The sequence below is a fragment of the Chryseobacterium viscerum genome (assembly GCF_002899945.2).
Lineage (GTDB): Bacteria > Bacteroidota > Bacteroidia > Flavobacteriales > Weeksellaceae > Chryseobacterium > Chryseobacterium viscerum.
The window spans coordinates 152439-170681 of record NZ_PPEG02000011.1 but is presented as its reverse complement, the minus strand read 5'-3'; the positions used below and the strand labels follow the sequence as shown (position 1 = coordinate 170681).

At 34.1% G+C, this 18243-nt stretch carries 20 protein-coding genes; 2 read left to right on the top strand and 18 right to left on the bottom strand.

Annotation, left to right across the window (positions count from 1 at the left end; all coding sequences use genetic code 11):
* Nucleotides 1-78 precede the first annotated feature (78 nt).
* From C1634_RS23235 to C1634_RS23180, 11 genes are all read right to left on the bottom strand, one after another.
* Nucleotides 79-1560 carry a relaxase/mobilization nuclease domain-containing protein gene (locus C1634_RS23235; protein ID WP_109739209.1) on the bottom strand — a complete coding sequence of 494 codons (1482 nt, stop codon included), beginning with the start codon at nucleotides 1558-1560 and terminating at the stop codon, nucleotides 79-81.
* Entirely contained in the window at nucleotides 1550-1906 is a 357-nt protein-coding gene (locus tag C1634_RS23230) for a hypothetical protein (protein ID WP_109739208.1), read from the bottom strand. The genes C1634_RS23235 and C1634_RS23230 overlap by 11 nt, the downstream gene beginning before the upstream one ends.
* 17 nt (nucleotides 1907-1923) lie before the next feature.
* Nucleotides 1924-2673, bottom strand: coding sequence for a hypothetical protein (locus C1634_RS23225; RefSeq protein WP_103233692.1), 750 nt, complete (start codon nucleotides 2671-2673; stop codon nucleotides 1924-1926).
* Between the two features lie 896 nt (nucleotides 2674-3569).
* Nucleotides 3570-4379, bottom strand: a complete 810-nt coding sequence (locus C1634_RS23220) for a PRTRC system ThiF family protein (RefSeq protein WP_103233694.1) — start codon at nucleotides 4377-4379, stop codon at nucleotides 3570-3572.
* Complete coding sequence (locus tag C1634_RS23215) at nucleotides 4379-5104, bottom strand: PRTRC system protein B (protein ID WP_103233693.1); 726 nt, start codon at nucleotides 5102-5104, stop codon at nucleotides 4379-4381. The genes C1634_RS23220 and C1634_RS23215 overlap by 1 nt, the downstream gene beginning before the upstream one ends.
* A gap of 25 nt (nucleotides 5105-5129) precedes the next feature.
* A complete protein-coding gene (locus C1634_RS23210; protein ID WP_103233691.1) occupies nucleotides 5130-6308 on the bottom strand; it encodes a hypothetical protein in 1179 nt (392 codons plus the stop codon).
* A gap of 22 nt (nucleotides 6309-6330) precedes the next feature.
* Entirely contained in the window at nucleotides 6331-6549 is a 219-nt protein-coding gene (locus C1634_RS23205; RefSeq protein WP_103233690.1) for a PRTRC system protein C, read from the bottom strand.
* 18 nt (nucleotides 6550-6567) lie between these two features.
* Complete coding sequence (locus tag C1634_RS23200) at nucleotides 6568-7101, bottom strand: PRTRC system protein E (RefSeq protein WP_103233689.1); 534 nt, start codon at nucleotides 7099-7101, stop codon at nucleotides 6568-6570.
* Between the two features lie 20 nt (nucleotides 7102-7121).
* Nucleotides 7122-7550, bottom strand: a complete 429-nt coding sequence (locus tag C1634_RS23195; protein WP_103233688.1) for a hypothetical protein — start codon at nucleotides 7548-7550, stop codon at nucleotides 7122-7124.
* Nucleotides 7551-7574: 24 nt separating this feature from the next.
* Nucleotides 7575-7970: a single-stranded DNA-binding protein gene (locus C1634_RS23190; protein WP_103233687.1), complete on the bottom strand. Its 396-nt coding sequence runs from the start codon at nucleotides 7968-7970 to the stop codon at nucleotides 7575-7577.
* 730 nt (nucleotides 7971-8700) lie between these two features.
* Nucleotides 8701-9801, bottom strand: a complete 1101-nt coding sequence (locus C1634_RS23180; RefSeq protein WP_103233686.1) for a serine hydrolase domain-containing protein — start codon at nucleotides 9799-9801, stop codon at nucleotides 8701-8703.
* Between the two features lie 343 nt (nucleotides 9802-10144).
* Between C1634_RS23180 and C1634_RS23175 the strand changes: the two genes are divergently transcribed.
* A complete protein-coding gene (locus C1634_RS23175) occupies nucleotides 10145-10627 on the top strand; it encodes a helix-turn-helix transcriptional regulator (protein ID WP_103233685.1) in 483 nt (160 codons plus the stop codon).
* Between the two features lie 8 nt (nucleotides 10628-10635).
* Nucleotides 10636-11283: a nucleotidyl transferase AbiEii/AbiGii toxin family protein gene (locus C1634_RS23170; RefSeq protein ID WP_103233684.1), complete on the top strand. Its 648-nt coding sequence runs from the start codon at nucleotides 10636-10638 to the stop codon at nucleotides 11281-11283.
* A gap of 5 nt (nucleotides 11284-11288) precedes the next feature.
* Here C1634_RS23170 and C1634_RS23165 read toward each other — a convergent pair whose 3' ends face one another.
* The 7 genes from C1634_RS23165 to C1634_RS23135 all read right to left on the bottom strand — a co-directional run bounded on the left by C1634_RS23165 (nucleotide 11289) and on the right by C1634_RS23135 (nucleotide 18191).
* Nucleotides 11289-12128, bottom strand: a complete 840-nt coding sequence (locus C1634_RS23165; RefSeq protein WP_103233683.1) for a toprim domain-containing protein — start codon at nucleotides 12126-12128, stop codon at nucleotides 11289-11291.
* 416 nt (nucleotides 12129-12544) lie between these two features.
* The gene (locus C1634_RS23160) at nucleotides 12545-13642 is read right to left on the bottom strand and encodes a hypothetical protein (RefSeq protein WP_103233682.1); all 1098 of its coding nucleotides are present in this window, start codon (nucleotides 13640-13642) and stop codon (nucleotides 12545-12547) included.
* 59 nt (nucleotides 13643-13701) lie between these two features.
* Nucleotides 13702-13902: a hypothetical protein gene (locus C1634_RS23155; protein ID WP_123921557.1), complete on the bottom strand. Its 201-nt coding sequence runs from the start codon at nucleotides 13900-13902 to the stop codon at nucleotides 13702-13704.
* A 29-nt stretch (nucleotides 13903-13931) separates the two neighbouring features.
* Nucleotides 13932-14654 (bottom strand): hypothetical protein, encoded by a 723-nt coding sequence (locus C1634_RS23150; RefSeq protein WP_109739207.1) that lies wholly within the window; start codon nucleotides 14652-14654, stop codon nucleotides 13932-13934.
* Nucleotides 14655-14657: 3 nt separating this feature from the next.
* A complete protein-coding gene (locus C1634_RS23145; RefSeq protein WP_056015115.1) occupies nucleotides 14658-14909 on the bottom strand; it encodes a DUF3853 family protein in 252 nt (83 codons plus the stop codon).
* Nucleotides 14910-15589: 680 nt separating this feature from the next.
* Nucleotides 15590-16435 carry an RteC domain-containing protein gene (locus C1634_RS23140; RefSeq protein ID WP_103231681.1) on the bottom strand — a complete coding sequence of 282 codons (846 nt, stop codon included), beginning with the start codon at nucleotides 16433-16435 and terminating at the stop codon, nucleotides 15590-15592.
* Between the two features lie 46 nt (nucleotides 16436-16481).
* Nucleotides 16482-18191, bottom strand: a complete 1710-nt coding sequence (locus tag C1634_RS23135) for a helix-turn-helix domain-containing protein (RefSeq protein WP_103231682.1) — start codon at nucleotides 18189-18191, stop codon at nucleotides 16482-16484.
* Nucleotides 18192-18243 lie beyond the last annotated feature (52 nt).

Sequence of the window (18243 nt, the reverse complement as noted above, 5' to 3'; positions counted from 1 at the left end):
TTAGTTGATGGTTGACAGTTGATGATTTTTAGTTTTTTTATATTTAATTGGAAGCCGAACTTCGGCCAACCATCAACTCTATCTTCTTTTTTTTCTTCTTTTTTTGAGTTCGTTTTCAGCTGGGTCTTTTGCAGTTCCCGAACTTTTCGTCCATTCAAATAACATTTCGTTGACAGCTTTGCTTAATTCTGTTTTTTCTTTACTTTCATTATTTTCTGCTCGGATTTCATTCGCTTGAATTGGATTCAGAAATCTTTGATATTCCTTTTCTCCGATTAATGATTGTAGCGCTCCGATATAATGGAACCGCGTATGAACCGCATACATCTTTCCGTCCTCTCCTTTGGTAATTGAAATATTTTTTTCATCATTTGTGTTTTTGTTATTTCTAATAAAGTCCTTTACTTCAAACTGGACTTTTCGGTAGGTTTCCAAATCTTTCTTCCCTCGATTTTCAAAAAGCATAAAGTCCTTGATCTGTGTTTCCGGATTATTCTTCTTAAAAAATTCAAGCAGGATCTTTTTTGTTTCCTGGCTGCGAATATTATAATCCTTCAGGATTTCAAAAGTCTTCTTATCAAGCTTATCAGAAGTAAATTCAAACACCTCGTTCATTTTCATAATATCACTTCCTTTGTATACTTTTTCTGTTTTATGGTCGATTACGGTGTAGCCAAAAGGATTTTTATCGTCTTTTTGATGAAAAACAATATCGATCCCGAAAACATCTTTCAGCTTTTTTTGGAGCTCGCTTTCAAAGGCAATCTTCATATTTGAATCATTTTCTCGTAATTTTTCTTTTGGAAGCATAGATTCTTGATGTCTTTTATCTTCAACTTTAAAAACCTTATTGGAATACAATTCTTTGTATTTGTTTACTATGGCTTTGATCTGTTTTGCCCTTTTATCGTTTTTACTGTTATCAAAAACAATCTGATTTCCTGAAAGTTTTTGCTGTATTACCCCATTTTTAAAAATGTTAAAAGAATTTTCATCATTTGTGTTTTTGCCTATCTTATATCCATTTCTATTGAGTAGAGTTTCCAACTGATTAAGCGAACTTATTTTGTAGCTCAGCAGTTTTTCCAGTTCCTCTTCCTGTTTCAGACCATACAATTTTTCCATTGTAATGCTTAATGCTTTTTGTGCTTTAAGCCTTTCATAACTGTCATTGATCTTCTTTCCGGTCTGTTTATCAACTCTGGTAGAAACAATGTGTATGTGATTATTATCTGTATCCTTATGAAAAACCACGATAAATGGTTGCATTCCATATCCCATCTCTTCCATAAAATTTTCCGCCACTTTGGTCAATTCATCTTTGCTATGATTCTGAAACTTGGTTGAAATAACAGCGTGCAATTGCGGCTTTTTTACCTTCTCATTTTTTGATACTGATTTTAAATAATCCCTAACTTGCTGTTGATTGCTAGACTCATTAATGAACGAAGGAAAATTTTTCATCAACATCAATTCTCCTTTCCCATTCTCTACTTTTTTATCATTGTACTTTACGCCGTGGAAATCAGATCCAGATGAACCTAAAATTTTAATGATCATCAGCAATCAACGAATAGATTTTATAGAAAATTTCATTCTGTTGTACTTTTAAATTAGCTATTTCATTGAGCTGAATTGAAAAATAACTGAGTTCCTTTTCGCTGATAAACTTTTGCCCATTTGCTATTTTTGCAACTTGATTGACGTTGTTTTCAATCTTCCTGAAGATGTTGTCCTGCTTTTCAATGAACTGTAATATTGTTTTTCTTTCATCGTCAAAAATCCTGCTCTCAACTGAATCGATGATTAAAGTTGTTAAAGAAATTTTCTTTGTAAGACAGAGCTTTTTCCATTTTTCTTTACGACATTTTTGAATTCTTATGAAAATGCGGACTTCTTTTTCCATGGCACTTAAAAATGTTTTTACGGTAAATATGGTTTTACCCAATTCGAATAGCCTTGAACTTCTCCATAAGTGTAGTACGATGTGGACATGGCTGTTAACGAACTTTGAGGAATTTGAATAGCGTAGTTCTCAAGCAATGCAGGAAAAAATTGTGTTGAATTTTCTGTATGAAGTAGTACTACCTGATTTGGAATATAACCTATGTCACTGTATATGTCTGGAATATTTATAAAAGCATTACCGGTTATGGGATATGAATCATTTGACCTGTATATCTGAAACCTCACATTAACGACTCCATTAACTTTTCTGAATAGTACATATCCTTTTAAACCTCCGAAGTTTTTGGTACCGATTGTATAGTTTTTAGAAGATGTCAGATAAGCATTAGTATTTCCCCAATAATTTACCGGGATCGACCAATTGGACGTCGATGTAATTCCTGCGGTACTGTTATGGTCAAATGATAAGAAAATTACATATTCAACAGGTTGTTTTTCTTTTGAAAAATCTCTCCATGACATCCCATCAAAGAAATATAATCCAGATTCTACAATATATGCAACTTGTACTGAGTGAGTAGTCGGTGGAGACGTCACAAATACTATAGCTCCTTTTTTAGCATAGGAATACGTTTTTAAAGCGAGTTGGTTTCCTGTAATCTTTGGGGGAATTATACCGTCATAATGATTGATATCATTTGGTTTTCCCACGACCTCTAAAGTTGTTTCTGGAGTCTGGGTATTGATGCCGACCTGTCCCTCCATTGATATAGTGAATAACATCAACATTAAATAAATGAATCTTCTCATTTGTATTTTGATTAAAATTTCTGGGACAAAATTGAGTCATAAAACCCTCTAAAACAATAGCAACCAAAGGGTTTGGTCTAAAAACTAACAGTTTGGATTAAGCTGGAAATATTGAAGATTAAAAACGAATGATTTGGGTGAATCTGGAATCTTAATAAGAATTCTGATAAAAATAAAAAACAAGTTCCGCAGTTTTTTCACCCCTTTTGCAAAAAGGCAAGATCGTCTTTGTAGTAAAACTTGAAAAGTTTGTGCGTACAAAGACACATCTTGCAAAATAAAGTATTCAAATTTCATAGGTTTGAAAATTTCTATTTAGTAACATTTATTGCATAAAAAAAGATGCTTTAAAAGATAAAAAACAAAACAGTCGGACAAATTCTCGTAGTTGTATCTATTTTACACAGGTTAATATTATGGTTGTAACATATTGCACAGATGCATCCATCGACCTGTAGCTATTTTGCTCATCCTTTAGAATATAAGAGCATTCTATATATCATTATAACTTGTACTCATTTTACACAGGTCTTATGATTACCTTTAGTTATTTTACACACCTTAGCAAATTAATACGGTAGATTTTAAACAGGTTCAGATTGATGATGTAGAAATTGTTCTGTTTATAAATACTTTTATATTCTTTAAAACTACGAAGCCATTCTCTCATAAGAATTTCTTAATAATATTTTGAAATTAAAAAGACCAATAAAAAAATAAATCCGCAAGCTCTTTTCAAAAACATATAGGGAATTGAGAAGGCAATGATTTTTGAAATGTGCTTGCTCCGCTTTGGCAAAAATGCGATTTCGACCATAGGAAGAAATTGCATTTTTGCCGCCCGATTTTTGTCAGTCGACTTTGATCGGTTGGGATTGAAATGTTTTTAAATTGAGAAAAAAACCTTTGTTTTCAATAAATCCATTACGAAATAAACTCCACAGCAAAGATGATCCCATTTGAGCTAAAGTTGAATTGATGTACAAGTCCTGTCTTTCCAAAGCTTCCGCAAGACTGCAGCTTGGTGTATCATCTTGAGATTCTGAAATTTTCAGTAAATCACCGAATTCATCCGTTATGAACGGCAGACTTTCTACAGTGTCAAATTTTTCTGAATCAGGTTGCTTTATTTTACCAATTGTAGAAAGCAAAACCTGTCCCGACTGCTGACTGTTCCCGAAGTCTATCCAGTATCTGCCTTTACTTCTATAATAGCCTCCGAATTCTTTTAATTCGTTAAGGATTTCAGAAATGTTGAAGCGTGACTGTACACTATCAACACAGGAAATATAGATGATGGACTGCTTATTTCTATCAAAACCTCCTAAAATGTCTTTTTCAAAATTGCTTGTTTCAGCCTTCCAATTAGTCCCAAAAAATCTATTAGTCCTGTTAATCAAGGCGGTTGATTTGTATAATCCGGATTCACTTTCTGCAAACAATTGTCTCCCGAAATTAGCAGGTGTCACAACATCACGATCCCATAACCTCACCCAAAGACCAGGATGACCGAGTTCTGTCAAAGCTTGATTCATTCTTGCCAACGCAATCAGAACCTGAGAACCTGTACCACCAGCACCAATAAGATTTACGGTCACAGGATTTGGTGGATCAAGTAATTGGTTATCGATAAAATGAGCTTTTGGCTTTTGTATATTTATCATTGCAGGATATTTTTTAAAGTAAGATTTGTATCAATTAAAACATTTATGGGAAAAGGTTCGTTCGATTCAATCAGTCTCTTCCAGATATTAACGCAATTTCCTTTAACAGGATTATGATTCAGCATCAGATGGCTGAAATAAGAGTTAAAAAAGCAGTTCTCCCAATTCTCAATAAATTCTTCCAATGAGGCTGAGTTTTTTATCCTTGTTTCCACTGTGCCCATACAGACATTTCCATTTTGATAGACATTGAAAAATGGCGCAAAAAAAACATTAGTCTTTTCATCGGGTCTTTCATCTGACACCAAAGCGAAAATCTTCAATCCCTGTTTGTTGGCAATCCAAAGCAAAGGCGGAACATTTGCTTTACCGTTTGGAATTTCTAAATTTTCTACGAAAAAAAGTTCTTTTTGCTGTGCTTTGGTAAACCACACCACTTTACCTTTATCAGAGGAATCTATATAAAGAATGTTAGAGGACAATATTTTTTGGGGTTTCAAAAAGCTTCTTTCCTCATTACTTCTTACCGTTAGCATTTTAGAAAGTCTATTTGCTTCCCTCACTGATAATGGATGTGCATTGGAAAGATTTCCATTCTTATCCATATCGAAACTTTCTACATAAATATCAGAAGTAGAATTATCTGCCTGATAAAATATGAGTGCTGATTTTGGATGATAAAGGATTCCAAAATTGCCTGTCACATCATTAGATTGATTCATATTTTCCATTTTCTAATTCATTTGTTTATCCCAAAATATTTATCAGATCTGTCACTAGTTTAAAAAGACGATCTTCAAAATCAAGGCTGACATTATCGAGTGGTTTTCCATTAAAGGTTTTAATAATGGTGGGTTCCTGTAGTTCGCCATATTCATTAAATTCGTTATTGACACCATCAATAAGGTTTTGATAGATTGACCCGCAGTCATTGGCAAAAAAAGAAATGTATTTGTCCATTGTTATGACTTTCTCTTCATCATCCTCACTATCATAAAAAGTTTCTTTCTTTGACAGATTATTAAAATGGGCATTTCTGAAAATGCTTTCATTGGGATAATCAGAGTAAAGTTCGTAGGTGCTTTCTGCAATCTGAAAACATTTTCTTTCAAAATCATCAGTTGGCTTGAATGTGTTTATTCTCTCCATAAAAATTTCTAAATTTTTATTATTCGAAATTTTCTGCTCCATATAATCACCTATCATTTCAGCTTGCAGTAATTCTTTTCGGATAATGTGATTTTCATCTATTTCCTCATCATCATTTAGCCAATCGGAAAGTATTTCATAATTCCAATATAAATAAGAACCCTGTTGTCGGTAGTAAGGAATGTTGGCATTTCTGAACAGGTAGCAACAAACTGATAAAAGTAATTGTGCTGAGTTTTTTCTTCTTTTGTTTTTCAATAAATGATAAAGTGGAATTACAGGAATATAGAAAAGTGTGGTCGAAGTATTGTACCGTTCTTCGCTGATCAAGTAGGTTTCATCATTATCCTGCACCAATTGAAGGCTATTGAAATGAGGTTTGTTTTCTCTCAACATTTTAGCGGTATGCCATATGGAAAGTGATATATTATAAGGATATTTAAAATTCACGACAGGTAACGGATCAATGTTGTAGTGCTTTGTTAGCTGATTAAGGGATTTAAAAAAATCCCTTTCAATCGTTTTAGCATTCCTACTACTTTCACAAACCTCTATATTCTCATTATCCATTATTTTTGGTAAAAATCTTATTTTCAAAAAACCATTGGAAGATGTGATAGCGGAACTGACTGCCGTTTGTCCTTCCGAATCTCGGAACTGTCCTTTTCCTGCTTCATCCATTCTGAAAATGCTCCTAACTGTTGAAACAGTTTTTTTTGTTCTCTGTCTTCGGATGGTTTTAATTTTCCCGAAATAATTTCTTTTGACATTATTCATTTTGTTAAATTAATTGTTAATACTACCCTTTTGTACCCATCACACTTTCAAAATGATATTGGATGAAATCCTTTACTATTTTAGGTGCTGATACTTTTGCGGTAGTTAAAATCGGGTAAGCATTGCTGTAAAAATTCATTACAGCTTCGACACTCCATTTAGGTTCGGGGTCGGTTAGTTTTATTTCCTGTCCATTATCATTGATGATAAAGACTCTCTCTAATTGTGTTGCCAGTAACATTGATATACATTTTTAAAGTTAAGTTTGAGAATGATCTCCTGAAAAAAGGCTTGGGGCAAAATGTTTTTCATACTCGTCCTGTTTCTTTTGAATGATTTCAGCATATTCCGGAAATTCAGAAGCTTTCGGAAGTGCTGACCAAGCCTCTTTATATTTTTCCTCTTTTTCAAATTCCTCAGCTTTCAGCAAAGCATCTTTATACTTTTTATCCTTGGCATCCTTCTCCTTTTTCACTTTCTCGGCTTTTTCTTTTTCCATAACCGATTTCTTTTTAGCTTCTTCAAGTTGTTTCATAAAAGCTTCCATATCCACCATTAGTCCCGAAACAGTTTGTAACGGTGTTGTTACCGTTTCAAAAAAACCATTGTCTAATTCTTCTGCTGTTCCTCTGAGATTAAGAGGAGGAATTGACTTTCTTGCTTCGTCACCGCATTGCTCATTATTGAGCAATACGGAAAGAACGAAACTGTTTTCTGTGCTTTCTCGTAGGATAATCTGTAGATCCCCTTTGAGATTAAGCTTAGCAATCTGCCTGAAAAAATTGGTCTGCATAATTTTGTTTTATATGATTATCAAGTCAGTTCATTCAATGAAAATTCGCAAGTCCAGAATTCATCCCCTAAATTCTTTTCAAAGCAACTGTAAACGGCATTACCATTACTGAAAACCTGCATCTGATAACTGGACATTTTAAAATCAATGCCTTTCAGCATTTTCAATTCTTCTGTATTAGTTTCAATAAAAAGTGTATTATTTTCTGAAAGCCATTGTTGAATCTGGAATTGATTTTCATCGGAGTAGCGAAAAAAATCGACCGATTCATCTTTGTAATTGAGCCATTTAAAGGAATCATCATTTTTAAACGGGGTCACTGCAATCATCCTTTCTTTTTGTCTGACACGCCATTGAACGGCTGTATGAATGATCGCAAAATCACATAGTTCACATTCATTGAAAGCCTTTACTAAAAGATAATCGGTTGGTACGTTTGATATTTTCATTCTGTTGGTATTATAGGTTTGTTATTAAAATGGCAGATCATCATCATTTTCTCCCTCTGTAACAATTGCTTTCTTTTGTTTCGGATCATTTGTTACAACAGTTTCTGTTTTTTGACCACCACCGTGCAATTTGATGTTTGAAGTATGGAAATTGAGACCCGACTTAATTTCTCCGTCCTTTCCGATCCACGCATTGGAACTCACTCTTCCTGTTAATTCAACCAATGTTCCTTTGGTAAGGATGTTTGCCACCTTTGGACTGATCCAATAGGAGCAATTGTAGTAGGTTGCCTGTTCTACACGTTCACCTTGTTTGTTCTTATAGCTTTCATTGATTGCTACTGAGAAATTCACTACTTTTTTGTCACCTTTCAAAGTGTTGATCTCTGCGTTTTTTGTAATTCTGCCTACGATGTTCATAATGTTTGATTTAAAATGTTAATAATTATTTTTTGTTGATTGATAAATTTCGATTTGATTGATTTGGTTTCGAGGACACTCGGTTTTTTTCTTTTTTTGCTTATATCCAATTGGAAAAGCATAATTTTTATTTGTTTTATTTTATTTGTTTTTCCGTTGATGTCAAAGAGAGTCTGTTATTTAATTGATTCGTATAACTGAGGTTCCGGCTTTTTCTTTGCCGATGATCATAGGAAAGTATCAGACACACAAAACCCCAACGCTTCAAATTTTTTGAGGGGTTGGGGCTAGAAATATTTTTGTCCGAAGGATTCAGGAGTGTCTGAAAAAATTATTGGAGCTTGTGGAAAGAATTTTCACAGAAACCCAAAAATATTTTTTTGAGTGAATGATGCTGTCCTACATTTGCATTAGTAAAAAGCAAGACATCAGTTCGAATTGACTAAAACAGGCAAAACGACATTTCAGAAATCTCAAAAATTCAACATCAGAACAGATGCTTTTATGGAAAGTTTAAAAAATTAAATTCCTGAATTACATATAAACAGATTTGTTTATATTTTTATATATAGCAATATCTTTAAACTTAAAGGACAATGTTCTTTAACCAGTACAGATTATGGAATTGCTATAATATAACAAGAAATATAAACAAGACAGATTTCGACTGATAGACAAGATCCTTCATACATTTCAATCTTTTTTTAAGTACATTTATTATGTTTAAATTTTACTTTTTCGCTTTTATAGTATTTAACCAATTTTGATAAATTGGATACCACACTCTGTCGCTATTGGATCCGTTAGTCAGTATAACAATTCCGTTTTTAGTTGGAAGATCCAAAAAGAATGCAGCGCACCATCCGACATTCTCGCCGGTATGACCAATGGTTCGAAAACCTTCATAATTCATAAAACGATATCCTAGACCACTCTCGCCTTCAGTTGACTTGGGTAGAACTTGTGTTTCCATCAGCATTATTGTTTCAGGTTTCAAAACTCGGTTTAACTGTTTCGAATTTCTTGTTATTGATAATTCAGCAAAATGACCCAGATCACCAATAGTAGTTTGAAGTCCTGCTGCTGCCTTTTCTGTGAAGATTTTATTCTTGGCAGGATTCCCTTGATCGTCGTAAGGTATTGCTGAGTTCAACATCATTTCTGGTGTCCATTCGTAACTGGTATTGGTCATTCCAAGCGGCAGAAAAACATTTTGTTTCATATAAAGTCCAAAATCCTGTTTAGTTTCCTCTTCTAAGAGTAGTTGTGCCAGTGTATAGCCCCCTCCTGAATAATCCCATTTTGTTCCAGGTTCACTATTTAAGTGTACGGTTTCACCATTTCGCTTGGTTTTACCGTTCAGGGATTCTTCCAAGGTAAGAAGTCCGGTTCCCTGATCTGATCCGCCATAACCGTGAACAGAAAGTCCTGCGGTATGGCTGAGAATCCTTCTTAATGTTACTTTTGACCTATCGAATTCTGATTGGGGTAAATGCCATCGGGTTAGATATTTTTCAACAGGGTCATCAAGTTTCACAAAATCTTTTTCCGTCAATTGCATAAAGCCCCACGAAGAAACAAGCTTTGAAACAGAACCAATGTTGAAAATCGTTTCCGCAGCTACAGGTTTTTTACATGCCAGATCAGCGTAACCAATCGATTGAATCCAGGCGACCTTCCCATCCCGAATTACCGCTACTGCAACTCCCGGAACATTATTTTTCACAGTAACTTCTTCAGCTGTTTTTTCAATTTCCAGGTACAGAGTATCTGTTAAATAAGAAGTCGAATTGTGGTTTGATATATGTGCAGTTGAACAGGAAAACATCATTCCATATAAATAATCAGCACGGAATTTAACAAACTGTTTTGTAGTTGATTTTTGTTAATCATAATTTTTGTTTTCTGCTAAGGCCTATCAATAGTAATTTAGATCAACGCTCAAAAGTCAAAATAACATTGACTTCCGATCAAAGTTATAGTAATCTTGAACCTCTTTAAAAAAAAATCAAAAAATATTTTGATAACCTATAATTTATGAAATGAAATATTGAAAATGAAATGAAAAAAAATTGAATATAGTGAGTATAAAAATGGTACTTACATTTATAATTTTTTGATATAAATTGTTTTCAGCCGAATAAAATATAAACAAATTTGTTTATATTTGTTATATGAAATCACTGTTAAAATATAAAGGAATACATCCGGGAATAGTACTTGAGCGGGAGCTTGAAAAACGATCGCTTAAAAAGCGCCCTTTTGCTTTATCTATCGGTGAATCTGCACAGGCAATCAATAATATAACCAAAGGAAAAAGAAAGATTCCTGTTCCACTGGCATTAAAAATCGAAAAAGAACTTGAGCTTGAAGAAGGGAGCATCGTTATCCTGCAAAGTTATTATGACATCAAACTTGAAAAGGAAAAAATAAAGGATACACCGAATCTTTCCATACTTCGAAAATCTTTATTTTGGGATACTGATATTAATAGGATCGATTGGAACAGACAGCATAAAGCAGTAATACATCGAATATTTGAGCGCGGAAATGATGAGGAAAGAAGCGAAATCATTCGTTTTTATGGGAAAACAAAGGTAGAGACAGCGTTAAATACAAAAACAACATTACCAATGAAGCTGCACAAAAAATCATAATATTAGATATGTATTATAACACCGTCAACGATTTACTGAAAAACAGTTTGAAAACTCTAATGGCTTCAGAGGTTTTTTCAGATTTCAGACTTGTAGGAGGTACTTCATTGAGTCTTCAGATCGGACACCGAATGTCTGTTGATATTGATCTGTTCAGCGATGTTCCTTATGGCAGTATCAATTTTGCAGAAATTGAAAGTTTTCTAAAAGCCAATTTTGCCTATGTTGATGGTTTTTCCGATCTACAGCCCGCAATGGGAAAATCATATCTGATTGGAACAGATAAGGACAACACCGTAAAAATTGATATTTACTACACAGATACCTTTATCAGATCTGAGAAGACAGAAGATGGAATAAGATTGTCAACTATCGAAGAGATCATTGCTATGAAAGTAGATGTCGTACAAAGAGGTGGACGTAAGAAAGACTTTTGGGATTTGCACGAGTTCCTTTCGGAATATGGCATTGATAAAATGTTGGAGCTTCACGAGGAACGCTACCCGTATTCTCACGACAAAGATTTGATCTTGAAAAATTTTATTGACTTCAGCTTTGCAGATGATGATTTTGACCCTATCTGCCTACAAGGAAAATACTGGGAATTTATTAAAGAAGATATTGAAGAGGCTGTCAACAAATATCTCAATTCATAATTTTCTTAATAATTACAGAACCATTCATTCAAATCCTTAAAGCCCAGATACAGCAAAGAACAATCTTCCACATTTTTATAATTCTTTTGAATATTTTCTTTAAGTGTTTTCCCATTAGGATCATTATCCAGAAAGAGAGAAATTTTATGATAACTCTTCAACTCGTTCTCAACTTTGAAGAACATTGCAGTGGAGTTTAAGATAAGGTAATCGGCAGTTTCATTTCTAAAATCCTTAATGGTTAAATACGTTAGAAAGTCGAAAAATCCTTCAAAGACTAACACTTCAGAGAGAGCGTTCAAATCATTCTTTATCAAAGTGACATCTTTACTTCCAAGGCACAATTTGGCGTATTTATTTCGCACCTCCACTCCACCTGAATTGTTAAAAAGACCAATTCCGAAATATTTTTTACCATTCATTTCATAATGGATCTCTTTCACCATATCCTTCTGATCTAAAACTTTTCGGGATTGCAAGTATTGAATAAGCGCAGCGTGCCTGATTTCACTTACCATCAGTATGTGATAGCTTGAAGTTTGTAATAATTTCCCATCAACCTGATCTTCCAGAAGAGAAAAATTAAATCTTTGCAGATATTTCAGGGCTTCAGTAACAGAGCACTTGTTGATGATCTGAACAATTGAAATTACATCATAGCTCTTCCCTGTCCCGAAATCAAACGCTTTATTTTTAACAAAGTCAACCGACAAGCTGGGCATTTTTTCTTCTCTGTCCAAAGCAAAATAGAAAGCCGTTTTCCTGTTTTCCTTCACAGGAAAAAGATTGAAAGATTCCATTAGCAATCTGATACTAACTTTTTCTTTTATTTTTTCGCAATTCATTTTTTTTTCTTTTAAAGCAATTTTTTCTTCATTATACTTTTAGATAAAAAAAAGACTTTTTATTCTTTTAAATATCCTTTTAATGTTGAGCCGGATCACCTTATAGAAGGGATTTTGCAAATGTTTTCGAATGAGCGCAATTCCGAAGTAGAGACGACTGCAATTCCGAAAATTAAATGAGTGCAAGTCCGAAAAACCTCTTGTTTTGGAATGAGCGCAAATCCGAATTGAATCTTCGCCATTCAATCATTATTAAAAAAGACCATACATTACAAAGTTTTTCAATTTCAAAAGAGCGCAATTCCGAAAACTCAGTCATAAAATTTCGCATTTTAACTATCCTTTAACTTCAGCGACCGCAATTCCGAATAATGGATGAGTGCAATTCCGAAATGCAGATGAGTGCAATTCCGAATTCAGATAATAACAGGATAACCGTTCGGGAGCAAAGCCCCCATTTTCGTTTTCATATATAGCATAATGATGATGTCCTGCATTTCATTCAAAAAGACTTTCCCTTGGAAATCCGTAGATTTCATTCCCTTTAATCTGTTTATTCGGATAAAGTCTTTGAATGATTTCTCGATCAGTTCCCGGGTCTGCGTGATATTTCTGTACTGATAAGAAAACTGCGTCATTTCCTGCTCCTGCAGGCCGTATCTTTTTCTAAAATATCTTAATCTTCGGGTAACTTCAAGCTGCTCCCTATTATTTGATGACAGATCTATATCTGCAATCTTTCTTGTCTGATAAGGAGCTATAAATATCAAATCACCTTTATACCTATAATTGAACGACAGATTATTGTATTGGTCAAGGCTCAATCTCGCAGGTTTTAAAAACTTGAAACAAAAATCATTGGCTGTTTTATAGTTAACTCCGAATTTCCTGTTTAATGTAGATAGTTTTACAGCTGTCCCGTTTTCCGGAATCTTCGATAGCCAGATGGCGAAAATAATATGTTTGTTGTTGCGGATATTATAGACCAGATTGTACAACACATAGTTGTACTCCGGAATAACCATTAATTTTTTCAGCCAATAGCTGCTAATTAAGAACGAAGTATATCCTCTGTGATCATAACTTGGAACTGAGATAAGTCCTCCGAAGGTCTTGATCTCTTTTCCTTTTGAATTTATGGACTTGTACCAGCTCATTTTGAACCTTGCGAGAAATTCGTAAGCATCTATTACCTGCTTACTTGAACCACTGGGAGAAATTTTATTATTTCTGATCTTCATCGAAGCAAATATGTTGTTGTCGGTTTCGAACTCTTCGTCAAACAAAGACAACTGTTTCGGACGGTCCTCCGGACGAAACTGCTCACTGCTGATAATGGAAATTATATTAAATATAACACGAAGTGCATTTATTGGGATATCTGCAGCTTCCTGATCTTCAAAAATGAAATCATCTACAAAATGATTCCCTAATCTAATTCTTTCGGGAATTGTATCATTTTTACTTTCAAATTCCTTTCGGATCAACCTTAAATGCTTTTCCGGAAATGCCATAATTAATTTCAATTTTATTTAGAATATTGTTCTCCTTTTTAGTGTTTTAAACTTAAATTTCAGATCACCTCTATTTTTTCACTTTTGAGCGTTTTTGATACATCAGAGAGGCTGTAGTATTTATCGATTCCTTCACCTTTAAAAACCCTTTTCTCAACTATAGCAAAATTTGAGATCTTTACTTTTTCAATCCCTTTGTATTCGGCAGGAATACCACCGATGGTCACTTTTTGACCCGGTTTTAAATCTGATATTTTCATCATTTTAGATTTATAATTATGTCATACAATTAGTGATCTTCACTTTTCCCCGAATTAGGACGCTTAATTTTTGGAATGGAATCGATCGAAAGCTGATCATTTTGCGGTTTATTTTTCATAAAAGGCAAAATGCCCTTCAATGAATGCCGCCAGTTGGAAATAGATCTACCAGAGCCATTTTTCCATCCGCTTGCTGCCCAGCTATCAAATCTTTCTCTGATGTAAGGATCTAACGAACTTTCATACATTTCCAACGTTTTGGCATATGCAATGAAACTGTCAAAATCCGGTATTTTGAAATTTTTTTCAATTGAATCTTGCAGTGATGAATTGTTATTTTGTGTATCAGCAATTTCAGGAGGGCTTAACGTCTGCAAAGTGACCTGCGGCAGACATCCGATCCCTTCCGCTTCTTTAAACAAAGGTATTTTTTCAACGTCCGATTTCCTGATCTTATTAATTTTAGAGATCTGTAAATTGTAATTTAACAACAATCTGTAAGAGCAGGGAACTCCATTTTTAGTCTGAAATTCAATTAATCCTAAATCGCGAAGTTTTTCTTTAGTAGACTTTACTGTTTTCCTTGTTAATCTAAGATCATTACTTACAACGACATCAGAAAGTACAAAAACATACCCGTCATTCTCTTCTGCTGTTTTCAATAAGTACAGATACATTGCAATAGCCGTGGAACCAACATTTACGGTATGATTGAATCTCCAAAACCTTTCAATAAGTTCAAGATAGTACATCGATTATTTTTTTCCGAACAGTGCTAAGACCTTTTCTTTATCAATGATGATGATGTTTCCGTTTTGAATAATCGCATTATCTAATATTCCAGAAGATTTCACCTCTGAAGCTTTTGAAACGGAACATCCCAGAATCTTGGCTAAACCTTTCAGGCCGTATTCATATTTCTTTTCAGTATTCAGGTTTTTTAAAATCTCCAGAAATTCAGCAACTGTCAGCTGCCATATCGGTGTTTTCGGATCTATATCTTTCATTTGATTTTATTTTTAATCATTTTTTAAATTCAGAAATCCATTCCGAGCAGCTGCCTGCCGGCATTTCATCGTTCTTTCACTATTCAATTATATATTGTTGAAGTCCACTTCGGCTACGATGGCTGATGCCATTTGTGGTTGATTTTCTTTTACAAATTTTCAAAATCAACCAAAATATATTTCGGTAGTTCTTCGGTACTACCGAAAGAGTCATCTGTACACTCTATGGATAGGGAGTTTGGAATGAAGGTTAATTGTTATTTTCATTTAATCCATTTAAAAATCGGCGAAAAAACATTTTAGAGATCGGTATAATGAAACAATTTATTGAATGATCGTAAAAGATTTTACAAATCGGGTGTTTTCTTCCTCAAAACTCAGTTCATGATGTACTACCGGAGATAACATAAAACGAATTTAAGTCCCTATTACGAAACTGCAACCACCCTATTCTGTTGTTAAAAACAGTATCAAGCCTGAAATATCTTTCATAGCGTATTTGTATAGATTTATTTTAAGAATAATTACATAGAATATCTTTCGGTAGTTTCTCGTACTACCGAAAGATATTTTTGCCACAATGAATCCAATACATCGGATTAATAACAGATTTTATGATGTTTAAAAAACAAAATAATGCCCATAAAAATCACTTATCTGAATACTGAACCATCAAAATATCAGCTATCCAAATCATCCAGATGTTGATTTAAATTTTGTTGAAGCAATGTTAAAAATTTAGATCGGTCTGTTTTTCTTAATCTAATTTCAGCCAAAGTTTTGTGATAATTGCCCAGATTAATATTAAATGAATTTTCAAACCATCTGAAGACCTCCGCCAGGTCGGAATGACCGCCATTAAAACAATTGCTTTGATGTAGGGCATACAGTAATTCAGTTAAAGCTACTTTAGGAGCGGTCCATTGAAGATTTCTGATCTGACTTATGGATGTCTCTTTAGAATTGTCTGAATTGATTTTGTTCGTTAAGTACTGATCAAGAAGATCGTTAGCCATGATCTGAGAAACTATGTGATCGTGAGAGGTGGAAAATTCCTCGTCATAGCTGTATAATTCAGGACTTAGTTTTAATTTAAAATCGAATTTAAAACGAACAAAGTATTTCTTATCCAGAAAAGTTGATTTCCTGCGGTAGTAATTAATAAAATCCTTTTGTTCATTATAGAAAAACAGAAGATGGCTTCTTTCGCTTTCATAATAGGAGCTCAAAGCAGTTGGGTCGGCAAAAGGTTTGGACGCCTCTATGGACAGAAGTTTTGAATAGTAGATGTAAATGGCCACAAACTGTGGCTTTGTATTTTTAAAAAAGTAAATCTCTTCACTCCAGTCCACAAACTGATATTGCCTTAATAGAACTTTCAGCTGCCTTATTACAGCATCGGTTTCCATCAAGATCTCTTCAGCACGGCTGATCATATCGTTATCACTTCTGCTGATATGGTCGATATTTGTCATAAGGGCACTCCATAGCTGATCAACTTTCTTTTTAAAATGTTGTCCATTCATACGTATCATTTTTTTTGTAACGTAAAAATCGGACAAAAAATAAAAGTCAGGTATTTTCCTGCTCTTCCAACCGCTTTCTTACAAAATCTGCCGGCCGGATTCCGTTTATTTGTAAGAAGTGATTTGAAAAAACATTTCTGTTCTTCATTCCACACTCCGCGGTCAAAGTATCCATGCTGTATTGCAGAAACACTTTGTTGTCCATCAGCTGTTTGGTAATGTATTGTATCCTTAAGATTTTTAAATATTGGGTAAAGGACATTTTCATATGTTCATTCAATACAGATGAAAGTTCGGATCGGTGACTTTTTATCAGCCGGGCAACGTCCGGCAATTTGAGCTCTTTGTCGAGAAACTGCTTCTTTTCCTCAAAGATCTTGAGATTTTTTAAAATTTCCTTCACTCTCTCATCATTGTGGGTGCTTTTAACAGAATCCAAGTTAATTTCAACAATTTCCGTATTTGTTTCATCCTCATTTCTTAATTTTTCTAAGAGTTCTTCATATTTGATGGTAAGAAGCTTTTCCTTTTGTCTGGAACGGATGACGAAGAAATAGAAAGCCAATAGCCCACCTGCAAGGATTAAACTCAGAAAAGTACTTCCATATTTATGTTTTCTGACAAGCCTGTCACGGCTTTCATTTAATCTGTCAATCTGATATTCTCTTAACATCTTCGTAGACAGCACTGCGAAATCCGAAGTGATCACTGAATCCGCTCTAAGTAATTTATTGGTGTAGTATAGCTGAAGCCTGTCATCCCCTTTCTGTTTCGCATATTGGATCAGGTATTTATAATTATTAACCACTTCTGGTGTAACGAAATTAAACTTATTGAGTATCGAATCTACTTTTTTGAAATATACCAGTGCTTTGTCACGCTTACCATTTGTAAAATTCAGTTTTCCAAGATAAAAATCAACACCTGCCAATGCTGCAAAATCCTCCTCTTCCTGCAGAATCTTTTCAGCTGTCTTCAAATATCTCTCAGCTTCAGCAGACTTTCCTTTCCTGAGGCTTTGTATACCCTTTGCTTTTTGAAAATATGCAAACTCCTGGGCAAATTCCTCCGTATTTTTAACCCTTTTAATCCCGACGATTATCAAAGAATCTTCACGCCGGTAAGATTTCAGATTCCTATAACAGGTACTGAGCCTGTAAATACTGTTAAGGTATCCGTGCTCATTATTCGATCTGATATTCGGATGTTCTTCGTCGGAGATATTTTTTTCATAGTAAGAAGCGGTTTCCTTAAAATGCAGTGCAGCCTCCTGGTAATAGCCAAGATAACATCGTACTATTCCCAAATGATACAATATTTTGTTGTATAGATAAAGATCGTCAGTATTCTTTGCAGTTTTAAAAGCTGTAAGATATTCATTAAGAGCTTTACGGTAATCTCTCTTATTGTAATAATAAATAATTCCTCTTTTAAGGTATGCCATAGCAGTCAGATCTGCATCTCTCATCTGTAGCGCAACAGAGACAGCACTGTCTGCATATTTTATTTTTCTGTCAACAGAGCCTGTATAATATGCTGCTTCATCATAACCTGCTATTAACTGAGAAGATCGCTGTTCTTTTTTAGCTTTAGCAATATACATACTGACAAAAACCATAGCCCGCTCGTCATTTTCCTCATAAGCATCGAAAATTTCATCCAATTGAGAATAGGTATACTTTTCTGCATACTGACTTTTAAGATGGCAGAATGTAAGAATTAGTAGTGATAATAGAAGTTTATTGAAGATTTTCATAGTAATGTTATATCAAATTTAAAAAAAATGTTTCCATAATACCATCCCTTTA